Origin of the sequence: Thermoleptolyngbya sp. M55_K2018_002, from assembly GCF_015295965.1 — a bacterium.
GTDB lineage: Bacteria > Cyanobacteriota > Cyanobacteriia > Elainellales > Elainellaceae > Thermoleptolyngbya > Thermoleptolyngbya sichuanensis.
The window spans coordinates 22,754-35,060 of the sequence record NZ_DVEA01000054.1; the positions used below are offsets into that span (position 1 = coordinate 22,754).

The following is a 12,307-nucleotide window of genomic DNA, read 5'->3' on the forward strand; positions in this document are numbered from 1 at the left end:
CGGGCGATCGCCCTCCACCGGAGCAAAATCGCGCCCTGTCGTCAATTTTACTTTCCGTAAAAATCCGGGCCCAAATGTGGAAAAGCGTAAATGTTTAACAGAACTCCCATCGTCTGAGCAACCGACCGATTTTGGGAACCCCATCTCAACGATTAGAACGGTTAGAACGGTCATTATCAAGCCGCCCACAGATTCTCAGCAGCCTATGAAAAGCGAACAAAACTCTCAATCCAATTTCAACCCGCAGCACTTGGGCTGGTCCATGTCAGAACCCGTTCTGGCCAGGCTAGAAACTGTCGATCAATCCACCATCAACAGCACTGCGGGAGAGGAATCCTGGAATATTGGCTGGGTCTTTGCTGCGCTGCGGCGACGGGTTCCCATCATCCTGGGCATAGCGACCAGCACCACAGCCGCCGCCACTTTTCTCATCTTGAACCAGGCAAGCAACACGCCGCCCTCTTACATCGGCAGTTTTGATTTATTGGTAGAGCCAGTCACCAGCGATGTCCAGGCTAGCCGCCAAACGACAGCCGCCCAAGTTGACGGAGTGGGCAGTACAGACGTGAGTCGGCCACGGCTAGACTATCCTACTCAAATTCGGATTCTTCGAAATCCTGAACTAATCAAGCCCTTGGTCGATCGCCTCCAGGCGCGTAACCCTGAATTGACCGATGAAGTTGCTCGACAGATTTTGGAGCGGCGACTCGTCGTAGAACGTCTCAGCAATCGCATCGGCAACAGAGACGAGAACACGAAAATTATTCGGGTGTCGTATCAAGACAGCGATCCGGCAGTGGTGCTGTCTGCGCTAGAAGACCTTTCGGGCAACTACTTGAGATATGCTCTGGAACAGCGCCAAACCAGCATTGGGCAAGCAGTTCAGTTCATTGATAATCAGATTCCGGCGTTGCAAGCGCAGGTCGATAACCTCCAGGCGCGACTGCAAACCTTTCGGGAACGCAATACGCTGATTGATCCGGCTCTGGAAGGCACACAGCTAACTCAACAGTCGGGGACATTGCGCCAGGAACGGCTTGCCGCTAACACAAACCTGGTGGAAGCGCGATCGCGCTTCGCGGCCTTAGCTGCCAATGATCCTGTCGCCATTCTCAGCCAGGCCCCCGAATATGGCACGCTGCTGGGTCTGTTTCAGCAGTACGAGGCAGAACTGGCGACCGAAGCCGCCCGCATGACCGACCTGAACCCAGACATGCAGTATTTGCGAGAGCGGCGCGATAACATCCAGCAGTTGATTAACCGCGAGGCGCGGCGCGTATTGGGTAAGGTCGAAGACCAGATTCGCGTGTTGGAAGATCGCAATCGGGCGATCGCCCAGTCCGAGAGCCAGATTCAGCAGCAGATCCGCAACCTGCCCGCCGCTGCCAACGAATATGACGAAATCCAGCGGCAGTTGAATATCGCCACGGGTATCTTGACCGAGTTTTCGGCCCGCCAAAAGGCGCTGCAAATCGACGCAGCCCAAGAGCAAACCCCGTGGGAACTGATCAATCCACCAACCCTGCTCCGCGACGCGAACGGTGAACCAACCAACATCGCCAGCGTTAACGTCAGTCAATATTTATTGCTCGCTGCATTGCTGGGTTCGCTGCTGGGCATTGGCGTAGGGCTACTGATCGAAATTCTGGCAGACCGCTATCATGCGCCCGACGAGCTAAAGTCCGGGGCGCGGCTGCCTGTGCTGGGGCAGATTCCGCTCCAGCCAACGGCTATTTTCACCGCCGATCAGCAGCTCTCGCCGCTATTTCTGGAATCGTTCCAGTCCTTGCTGACGCGGGTGAATTTGCTGAGTGCGTCGCAACCGCTGCGATCGCTCACCATTAGCTCCGCCACGCCGGAAGAAGGCAAATCCACTGTGGCGCTGTATCTGGCGCAGGCGGCGGCCTCGCTGGGTCAGCGGGTGCTGCTGGTGGATGCCGATTTGCGGCGGCCGACGCTGCACGAGCGGCTGAGCGTGCCGAATGATCTGGGCTTGACGGACTTGCTAAGTGATAATGACGTATCGCTGAAGCAGGTGATCCGACGGCGATCGCCCGACTCGTCGCTCTATGTCATCACCGCTGGCTCGATGGCTCCCAACCCCATCCGCCTGCTCACCTCGCCCCGGATGCAGGAAGTCGCCCGCCAGTGCGCCGGCCTGTTCGACCTAGTGATTTACGACACGCCGCCGATCATGAACCTGGCGGATTCCAGCGTCATCGCCGCCTACACCAACGGCACGCTGATCGTCGCCAGCCTGGGGCAGCTTCAGCGCAAGCAATTGTCCGACGCGCTGGAAACCTTCCGCGTGTCGAATCTGCCCATTTTGGGCATCGTGGCAAACCGCGTGCGGGTCAACGAAAAGGCAGTCTATTCTGCTTATACGAGGGTTTAAGGGAGAAGAACGAAAACGAAAAACGAAGAACGAAGCTTGCGACTCCCTCACTCTGGCGGCGGCAGGGGCACAACGGGTTCGGTCGATTTTTGCAGGATCAGGTTTAGGTCATAGCGAGTCGTGCGATCGCCCTCAATGGCAGTGGTAATGCCGAGCGATCGCATTCCCGTTAGAAAAATCTCGGCCCCATTCGGCAGATTGGGCAGTGGAAAGGGGGTGTCGCTCGTCAGCAGCCGCTCAATATCGATAAAAAATTGCCCGTTTTGATTGTTCAGAGAGGTCGTGGTGGCGGCCAAAAAGTCTGGATCGGTAGACAGGGGCGTTTCTGACTGGGGCAGCAGACTGGGGAGCGTGCCTGTGCCCAGGGTCAAAAAGGCGGTGTTGCTGTTCAGCCAGCCGTGGGTCGCGTTGATGGAGCCAAAGGGCGATGCCCAGCCCACCACGGGTTGCCCACCCACCTCTGCCCGGGTAACGCGAAACCGATAGCGGCTGCCCATCACCTCGTCTAGCTTGGCAAGGGCGGCTTCTGCGGCGGGGCGATCGCTCGTTTCTGCCACCCAGGCCAGCGACAGACGACGTTCGCCCGTCGCATCGGGCTGCGGCAACAGCGCCAGAGCAAATTCACCATTCATCCAGTCCACCAGATCCGTTTCCAGGTTCAGCCCAGTGGTGCTGAGCAGCCCTTCGCGGAGCATGTTGGGGTTCAGCGGATTGCGGGGATTGACTACGCTGCCCTGCTGGCTATAGCCCTGCCAAAACTGCTGGAAGCTGCTGCCCGACACCACCATCAGCGCATCGTCTGGCAATAGCCTTGGCAAATCCCCCGCATTGTTGACCACACGATAGCGGTTTTGACTGTCGGCAGGTAGCCAGTGAAAGCCGCGCAGTTGCGCCCCAGCGTCGGTGAGGCGGGCACTGGCTACCAGGCCTCGATTATTTTGCAGGGGGGTCAACCCCAGCAGCGGCGCAGGCTGAATAGAATTCGCAGCGGCGATCGCCTTGGCCTGGGGCCCGTTCACATACAGCCGCGCAAAGGGTTCTGGCACTGCGGTTTGCGCCAGCGCCAGTGAATAATTCGGCAACTGGGTCAGCGCCTCGCCGCCCTGGTAGGTGTCGATCGCCCGTTCAATCGCCGGGGCATGGTCCGACAGCAGCACCAGTCGATCATCCAGCACTGCTGCGCTGAGGGTCTGTCCCTCGGTTCCGGGAAGGGTGCGAATGGCAATCCCTTGATGGCTGCGAGCAGGGGCCGATGCGCCCGCCCCCAGCCGCGACAGACTTTGCCGCGCTTTTTCGGCATCTTCGATGGGCAATATCCAGAGGGCGGGTGGTTTTTCGGTTTCTGCCGCCGGAGCCAGCAGCACCAGCGTCACCTCGTCGCCCACCCAGGGCTGAATGTCTTGGTCATAGCGATAGCCTTTGGAGGTCAGCAGGCGATCGCGCCAGTTTACCAGCGCTTGATCCAGTCGGGCGCGGGTCTGGGGCGTGCCAAATTCGCGCAGTTGTCGCCACTGGGCCGGACGAGTAGACACCGATAGCGCCAGCAGTGCATCCTGGGGGGCGGCTTCTAGCCCAGCGGGTATATCGGAGACTGCACCCGGTTTGGGCTGGCGAGAGAGCCAATAGCCCAGACCACCGCCTGCAATCAGGGCGATCGCCGCCCCAGTCACCAGCCACGCCCCCGCACCGTGTCCCTTGGGCTTGTTTTGATTCATGTCTTTCTTTCCTTTCATGCCGATGCTGCCATCAGGATAGCGAGGAAGCAGGGCAATGCAGACGGCTTTCGCTCCAATCGCTTTGCTGTAGCATGGGGTTGCACGCATCGCAAAGGAGCAGGTCAACTCGTGGCGTTTGCAATCGGTCTGTTGGCATTTTTCATCACGCTGGCGCTGGTGCAAGCGGTGGTCTACTTCCCGATTGCATTGGTCAACCATTTGTTCCATTGGCCCGCGTGGCTGGCGATCGCCCTCGGCGTAATGCTCTTTTCCTGGCTGCTGGGAGAACCGTGGGACGAGCCGTTTTAGAGCAATTGCGACCAGCCCTGCTCTAGACTCACCCGCTTAACCGCGCCTGCCGCTGGCGAATTGCGTCGAGCGTGCCTGCCGGAATTGCGTCAATGAGCTGACGGGTATAGGGCTGCTGGGGCTGGCGATAGATTTGCTCTGCCGGGCCAATTTCTTCAATGCGGCCTCGATTCATCACCATAATGCGATCGCTCATAAATTTCACCACGCTGAGGTCATGGGAAATAAAAATGTAGGTCAGCTTAAATTCGTCCTGCAATTCCTTCAGCAAATTCAGCACCTGCGCCTGCACCGACACATCCAGCGCCGAAACCGACTCATCGCACACAATAAAGCGCGGGTTTAGCGCCAAAGCGCGGGCAATGCAGATGCGCTGCCGCTGCCCACCGGAAAACTCGTGGGGATAGCGGTTGCTCCAGCGCGGGTCTAGCCCAACGCGCTCTAGCAGGTAAGCGACACGCTCCTGGCGGCTACGGGCGTTGCCGATGTTGTGAATCTTCAGCGGCTCCAGCACGGCCGCACCAATGCTGATGCGCGGGTCGAGGGCGCTGAAGGGGTCCTGGAAAATAATCTGCATGTCGCGGCGAAGCTGCCGGAGCTGGCGCTGATCCAGGTGGGTCACGTCTTGCCCATCAAAGACAATCCGCCCACCCATCGTGGGAATCAGCCGCAGCAGCGCCCGCGACAGGGTGGATTTGCCGCAGCCCGACTCGCCCACCAGCCCCAGCGTTTCACCCGGATACACCTGAAAGGTCACGCCGTTGACCGCCAGCAGATAGCGCTGGGTTCTGCCAAACAGACCGCGCACCGGAAAGCCGACTTCCAGATTTTCCACAGACACTAAGGGCGATCGCCCCTGCAAGGTAGCCAACCGCTCCTGGCTCTCGGCATCGGTAATCTCGTCGCTCAACTGGCGCTGGCGTTCCCGATCCATCGGCTTTTCGGTAATGGCGATCGCCCCGTCGGGCCCAGTCTCCACCTCCATAAAGTCTGCCACCGTCGGCAAAAACCGCAGGCGGCGATCCGGCTGGGGACGACACGCCAGCAGCCCCCGCGTATAGGGATGCTGGGGGTTAGAAAAAATGTCCATCACCGGGCCCATCTCCATCACCCGCCCGCGATACATCACCGCCACCGAGTCGGCAATTTCAGCAATAATACCTAGGTCGTGGGTAATAAAAATAATGGACATATTGCGGCGATCGCGCAATTCTCGCAGCAAGCCCAGAATCGTCGCCTGCACCGTCACATCCAGCGCCGTCGTCGGCTCGTCGGCAATCAGCAGCACCGGATTGCAGGAAATCGCCATCGCAATCATCACCCGCTGGATTTGTCCGCCGGAGAGCTCATGCGGATAGCGGTCGAGCATCGCCTGCTTCTGGCGGATCACCGCTTGCTGAATCTGGCGATCGCTCAGTTCCTGCTCCGTTACGCCCCCCCGTCCCACCGTGGGCACTCGCTTTTGCCAATCTTCCACCACGCGCCGCTCCAGTTCCGCATCGCTGGGCAACAGCCGCACCTCTTGCAGCAACCCCATCGCCCGCCGCCGCGCCTCAGCTTCGGAAATATCTGTGTGCTGCCGAATCGCCTCCACGAGTTGAAACCCACAGGTATAAACCGGGTTCAGCGAACTCATCGGCTCCTGAAAAATCATCGAAATCTTGCCGCCCCGCAGCCGTCGCCGCTGTTCCTCGCTCAGCGCCAGCAGGTTCACGGGTTCTGCCTCCGGCGACTCGCGAAACCAGATTTCGCCCGCCGTCACCCGCCCCGCCGGCCGCGGCAGCAGCCCCATCACCGCCAGCGACGTGACCGACTTCCCCGACCCCGATTCGCCCACAATGCCCAGCGTCTGTCCCGGCTTCACCTGCACCGAAATATTGTCAACTGCGGTATTCAGCCGATCTTCGGTTTTGAACTGCACCTGCAAGTTGCGAACCTCAAGCACTGGCGCGGAATCAACGACATTTGGCATAGCGAACGATCCAAAGGATCAGTGAGTTTGCAAAGATACCTGTAATTTTAGTGATTCTAGCAGCGTCGGCAAGAAATCCCCCATGCCTCTGTCCACACCTGCGATCGCGCCTTTGTATGGATGGAAAGTTTGAGGTTTGACACCCCACTGCTCCAAAGGGTCTAGCAGTATTTTTGTTTTCCAGAAAATTAAACATCGTTTGAGACTTGAGCCGTAATTTGCTACGGTTTATTACAGATAAATAAACAAATGTTGGGTTTTGTTTACAAAACCCTTAGACATTTTGAGTTCCTGACCCCAACTGACCTTTTACGAATTGCTCACGGATTGCTTACGGATTGCTCATAGTATTGGTCACGGATCGCCCAGAGTGTTTGTACTTGGTGTATGTATTAACGTTTGTACTTAAGAACCGGGTCAGGTTGGCAGTAGTGATTTAACGCTCACCGTCCATCGACCTCTTCAGGGGCGATCGCCCATCTGCACCCCGCATCCACACTCCGCATTAGCGTGCATCCACCAATTCCGTCAGGATAGTTCCGTCAGGATAGTTCCATCAGGATAGATAGATGAACTGGACAAAGCGACCTGTATAGTAAGGTCAAGTTGAGTTTTGCTACATCCACCCCTTAGTCTAGATTGCTCTTGCAGGCAGGTAGTTTCATGTCATCGACCGTTGCACCCGACCAGGTTAATCGCATTGTCTGGAACCAGCACCACGACCCCTTCGAGGTACTAGGCCCCCACCAGATCACACAAGACGACAAAACGGTTTGGGTTGTTCGCGCCTATCTGCCAAATGCCGATGCAGCCTGGGTGGTGTGCCCCGAAGAGCGCACCGAGTACCCGATGGAAAGCACTCACCATCCCCACTTTTTTGAGTGCCTCCTGGATCGTGCAGAACTGTCCAACTATCAACTCCGCATCAAAGAGGGCGACCACGAGCGGGTCACCTACGATCCCTATGCCTTTCGCTCGCCGCTGCTGACCGACTTCGACATCCACCTCTTTGCCGAGGGAAACCATCACCGAATCTACGAAAAACTTGGCGCACACCTCACCGAAGTCGATGGGGTCAAGGGCGTATACTTCGCCGTCTGGGCCCCCAATGCCCGAAACGTTTCCGTACTGGGTGACTTCAACTGGTGGGATGGTCGCAAGCACCAGATGCGTCGCATAGGAAACGGCATCTGGGAGCTATTCATCCCAGGACTAGGCGTGGGCACGCACTACAAATACGAAATCAAAAACCAGGAAGGGCATATTTACGAAAAATCCGATCCCTACGGGTTCTTCCAGGAGGTTCGCCCCAAAACTGCCTCCATCGTGGCAGACCTGGAAACCTATGAATGGCAGGATCAAGACTGGATTGAAAAGCGCCGCCAGACCGATCCGCTAATCCAGCCCATCTCTGTCTACGAAGTCCACCTCGGCTCCTGGCTCCACGCCTCCTCTGCCGAACCCTATATCCGCCCTGATGGAACCAAAGAGCCGCCTGTCATTGTCGCCGACCTCAAACCGGGCGCACGCTTTCTGACCTATCGTGAACTCGCCGACAAGCTCATTCCCTACGTCAAGGAATTGGGCTTCACCCATATCGAACTACTGCCGATTGCCGAACATCCCTTTGATGGCTCCTGGGGATACCAGGTCACAGGCTATTACGCTGCGACCTCGCGCTATGGCTCTCCCCAAGACCTGATGTATTTCATCGATCAGTGCCACCAAAATGGCATCGGCGTTCTGGTAGATTGGGTTCCGGGTCATTTCCCTAAAGACGGTCACGGACTGGCACTGTTCGACGGCACGCACCTCTACGAACACGCTGACCCGCGCAAGGGCGAACACAAGGAGTGGGGCACGCTGGTCTTCAACTACTCTCGCAACGAGGTTCGCAACTTTCTCGTTGCCAATGCCCTGTTCTGGTTCGACAAGTATCATATCGACGGCATCCGGGTCGATGCGGTCGCCTCCATGCTTTATCTGGACTATCAGCGCAAGCCCGGAGAATGGGTGACTAATCAGTATGGCGGTCGAGAAAACGTGGAAGCGGCAGACTTCTTGCGCCAGATGAACCACGTTATTTTCAGCTACTTCCCTGGCATTCTCAGCATTGCAGAAGAATCGACGACCTGGCCGATGGTGTCCTGGCCGACCTACGTTGGCGGGCTTGGGTTTAACCTGAAGTGGAACATGGGCTGGATGCACGACATGTTGGACTATTTCCACATGGACCCGTGGTTCCGCCAGTTCCACCAAAACAACATCACCTTCAGCATCATGTACGCCTTCAGCGAGAACTTTATGCTGGCGTTTTCCCATGATGAGGTGGTGCATGGAAAGAGCGCCATGATCGGCAAGATGCCAGGAGATGAATGGCAAAAATATGCCAACCTGCGATGCTTGTATACCTACATGTACACGCATCCGGGCAAGAAGACGCTGTTCATGAGCAACGAGTTTGGTCAGTGGAGTGAGTGGAACGTGTGGGGCGACCTGGAGTGGCATCTGCTGCAATACGAACCGCACCAAAAGCTGAAGCATTTCGTAAGCAAGCTCAACGAGTTCTATAGAAGTGAGCCAGCGCTCTACACGCAAGACTTTTCCTATGACGGTTTTGAGTGGATTGATTGCAACGACAATCGCCACAGCGTTGTATCTTTCATTCGCCAGAGCAAAGACCCTCAGGAATATGTGATTACGGTTTGCAACTTTACGCCCCAGCCTCACGCGCACTATCGCGTCGGCGTGCCGGAACCTGGATTCTATCGTGAGTTGTTTAATAGCGATTCGCGGGAATATGGTGGTAGCAACATGGGCAACCTGGGCGGAAAGTGGGCTGATGAGTGGTCGTTCCACGGCCGTCCTTACTCAATCGATCTTTGCCTGCCGCCGTTGGGGGTGCTGGTGCTGAAGGTCGATCGCAGCAAGACTCGCGAGATTGCGGGTTCGGAGCCACCGGAGGAATAACTTTAGCGAATCTCCTGAGTTAGTTTTTGTGTCATTTACAGGTGGAGATTGATGGCGATCGCCCCCCATTGGGCTTTGCGTCCTGACAGTGTGCCGACAGGGTTCGTGTCTATTGTCGGCGCGGGCCCAGGGCTGCCAGATTACCTGACGTTGCAAGGGCGATCGCGCTTGGAGCAGGCTGAAGCAGTTGTCTACGATGCGCTCGTTTCTCCAGAGTTGCTCGACCTTTCGCCAGCAAGCTGCCAGCGTATTCACGTTGGAAAGCGCGGGGGGCAGCCCAGCCTCAAGCAATCAGAAATCGATCGTCTTTTGGTTGACCTGTGTCAGCAAGGGCTGCAAGTTGTTCGGCTCAAAAGCGGCGACCCGTTCATCTTTGGGCGCACTGCGTCTGAAATTCAGGCCTTGAAGGCAGCAGGCTGTCACTTTGAAGTCATCCCTGGCATTTCCTCAGCCCTGGCAGGGCCCCTGTTGGCAAGTATCCCTCTCACAGACCCGGTGCTAAGCCGCAGCTTTGCCGTAGTGAGTGCCCATGCGCCAGATGCGCTCAATTGGTCCGCGCTAGCGGGGATCGATACGCTGGTTGTGCTGATGGGAACCCAGCAGCTTGCGGTCGTTGTGGAGCGGTTAATTGCCAACGGGCGATCGCCCCACACCCCCATCGCCATTATTCGCTGGGCCGGGCATCCTCAGCAGCAAGTGTGGACAAGCACGCTGGAAGCGGTCGTACGACAAACCGCCCACGAAGCGCTATCACCCGCCGTCATTACAATTGGTGAAGTTGTCGCGCTCCGCCCCTATCTTGATCCCCCGTCCTCAGCCCAAAATGGAGTTAGCTCAGTTCCCCCGTCACCTGCAATCGCGCCCGTGTCCGACTCCACCTTGCAGATAAATTCTCCAGCAGACCAGCCCATGCTGCTGCCCCTCTCCGGCAAAACAGTGATAGTAACCCGCGCCGCAGGACAATCTAGCTCCTTTACACAACTCCTGCAAGCCCAGGGCGCAACTGTGCTGGAAATGCCGACTCTGGAGATAGGCCCGCCCTCAAGCTGGGATGCCCTTGATGGGGCGATCGCCCGTCTGCCCAAGTTCCACTGGCTGATCTTGACCTCAACAAACGGGGTCGATGCCTTCTTTCAACGCCTGTTTGCCCAAAATCAGGACTCCCGCTCCCTGAACGGAATCAAAATCGCTGTGGTCGGACAAAAAACAGCCGCCCAGCTCCAGCACTATGGCATTCAGCCCGACTTTATCCCGCCTGACTTTGTGGCTGATGCCCTAGTCGAGCATTTTCCCGAACCTCTGCAAGGGTTAAACATTCTCTTCCCCAGAGTCGAAACGGGCGGTCGAGACGTTCTCGTTCAGGCTTTTACCCACAGCGGCGCAGCAGTCGTCGAAGTCCCTGCTTACGAATCAGGCTGCGCGAAAGCCATTGCGGCAGACGTACAACACGCCTTTCAAAACCAAAACGTCGATATCATTACGTTTGCAAGCTCGAAAACAGTACACTGCTTCAAGCAACTTTTCGCCGCTCTTTGTCAAACTCTGGACATTAATCCCAGCTTACTGTCAAGCTCCATCTGCTTGGCATCGATCGGTCCCCAAACCTCACAAGCCTGCCAAGCCGCATTTGGACGAGTAGACATAGAGGCAGAAGAGTATACTTTGGAGGGATTGACGCAAGCATTAGTCAAATGGGCAAAGAGTTCCTAAAACAAGCAGGGTGACTCTATGAGCGATCGCAGCTATAGTTCTACCCGGAGTGCGCCCCCCCGCACAATTGGACTCACTGGCGGCGTTGGGATGGGAAAAACCACGATTTCAAACTATCTGGCAACAGTCCGACAGCTTCCCGTACTAGATGCCGATGTATATGCACGAGAAGCAGTTGAACCTGGGTGTGCCGTACTCCATGAAATTGTGGAACGATATGGGCCAAGTATCCTCATGCCCAACGGACGACTCGATCGCGCCCGACTCGGAGAAATTATCTTCCATAGTCCGCCAGAACGTCTTTGGATCGAGCAGCGCATTCATCCCTACGTGCGCGATCGTATCACCGCAGAGCTACAGGAATTGGCACGGCGGCGAGAGGCGATCGCAGTCGTCGTCGTGCCACTTCTATTCGAAGCCCGCATGACAGATCTAGTCAACGAAATCTGGGTCGTCAACTGCCCTCGCGAACAGCAAATCGAACGACTCATGCAGCGAGACGTAGAAGGCTCCGGCAACGGCCGCCTCAGCCTAGAACAGATCCACGCTCGCATCGACAGCCAAATGCCAATCAGTCAGAAAATCAGCCACGCCAACGTCATCATCCAAAACACATCAACCCTAGAAGCTCTGTTTAAACAGATCGACTGGGCACTACAACACGCATCAGAATCATCAGCATCTTAACGCTAAGCAGCAGATAGCGATTCATCAGAATCGTTATCACCCCCATCCCGCACAATATCCAAATCAATATCTAACACTGTCATGGACAGCCCAGCCTTCGGAACATTACCGTTGCTTGAAATATAAGGACTAGGTTCCAGGTTTCCCGTGCAAATAATTAGAGATCCCTTCTTCAAATATGGGAGCTTTCGCCAAGCCGCAGACTTCTCCCAAATACTTAACGACACCGTAAAAGACTCATCGCGATTTCGAGGACTCCGGACGTAGAGCGTTGCCTCAGCGACTTGAGCCTTCTCTCCATTCCGCAAATCGATTGTTTTCATCTGAGCATCAGCGCCCAAATTACCACTGACAATCCACTTATTTAAACCAGCACTTGCCATAACAATGCACCCTCAGTGTGAAAAACCTTGATAAGGCTATTATTCCCCTCAGATTAAAAGACATAACAAGCAGCTTTAAATAACAACAACCCCTTTGGACTCAAATCCAAAGGGGTTGTCAAAATCACCCTGGCACCGAGCTATTTTTGCAGGCAGCTACCCACCA

The 12,307-nt window shown here is 56.3% G+C and carries 8 protein-coding genes; 5 read left to right on the top strand and 3 right to left on the bottom strand.

Going from position 1 to position 12,307, the window contains the following annotated elements:
* The first annotated feature begins 262 nt into the window (after positions 1-262).
* Positions 263-2,395, top strand: a complete 2,133-nt coding sequence (locus IGS51_RS02620) for a tyrosine-protein kinase domain-containing protein (RefSeq protein ID WP_297075543.1) — start codon at positions 263-265, stop codon at positions 2,393-2,395.
* Between the two features lie 47 nt (positions 2,396-2,442).
* On the opposite strand, the gene IGS51_RS02625 is transcribed toward IGS51_RS02620, so the two are convergent.
* Complete coding sequence (locus tag IGS51_RS02625; protein WP_297075546.1) at positions 2,443-4,218, bottom strand: DUF3352 domain-containing protein; 1,776 nt, start codon at positions 4,216-4,218, stop codon at positions 2,443-2,445.
* A 21-nt stretch (positions 4,219-4,239) separates the two neighbouring features.
* Between IGS51_RS02625 and IGS51_RS02630 the strand changes: the two genes are divergently transcribed.
* Positions 4,240-4,419: a hypothetical protein gene (locus tag IGS51_RS02630; RefSeq protein ID WP_297075549.1), complete on the top strand. Its 180-nt coding sequence runs from the start codon at positions 4,240-4,242 to the stop codon at positions 4,417-4,419.
* A 28-nt stretch (positions 4,420-4,447) separates the two neighbouring features.
* On the opposite strand, the gene IGS51_RS02635 is transcribed toward IGS51_RS02630, so the two are convergent.
* Complete coding sequence (locus IGS51_RS02635) at positions 4,448-6,391, bottom strand: ABC transporter ATP-binding protein (RefSeq protein WP_297075551.1); 1,944 nt, start codon at positions 6,389-6,391, stop codon at positions 4,448-4,450.
* A gap of 663 nt (positions 6,392-7,054) precedes the next feature.
* Between IGS51_RS02635 and glgB the strand changes: the two genes are divergently transcribed.
* The 3 genes from glgB (at position 7,055) to coaE (ending at position 11,758) form a co-directional block, all read left to right on the top strand.
* The gene (gene glgB, locus IGS51_RS02640) at positions 7,055-9,361 is read left to right on the top strand and encodes a 1,4-alpha-glucan branching enzyme (protein ID WP_297075553.1); all 2,307 of its coding nucleotides are present in this window, start codon (positions 7,055-7,057) and stop codon (positions 9,359-9,361) included.
* Positions 9,362-9,436: 75 nt separating this feature from the next.
* On the top strand, positions 9,437-11,071 hold the full coding sequence (cobA, locus tag IGS51_RS02645) for a uroporphyrinogen-III C-methyltransferase (RefSeq protein WP_297075555.1): 1,635 nt from the start codon (positions 9,437-9,439) through the stop codon (positions 11,069-11,071).
* Between the two features lie 18 nt (positions 11,072-11,089).
* Complete coding sequence (gene coaE / locus IGS51_RS02650; protein WP_297075558.1) at positions 11,090-11,758, top strand: dephospho-CoA kinase; 669 nt, start codon at positions 11,090-11,092, stop codon at positions 11,756-11,758.
* A 2-nt stretch (positions 11,759-11,760) separates the two neighbouring features.
* Here the strand turns inward: coaE and IGS51_RS02655 are convergent, their stop codons facing one another.
* Positions 11,761-12,141 carry a single-stranded DNA-binding protein gene (locus IGS51_RS02655; RefSeq protein WP_297075560.1) on the bottom strand — a complete coding sequence of 127 codons (381 nt, stop codon included), beginning with the start codon at positions 12,139-12,141 and terminating at the stop codon, positions 11,761-11,763.
* Positions 12,142-12,307: the final 166 nt, after the last annotated feature.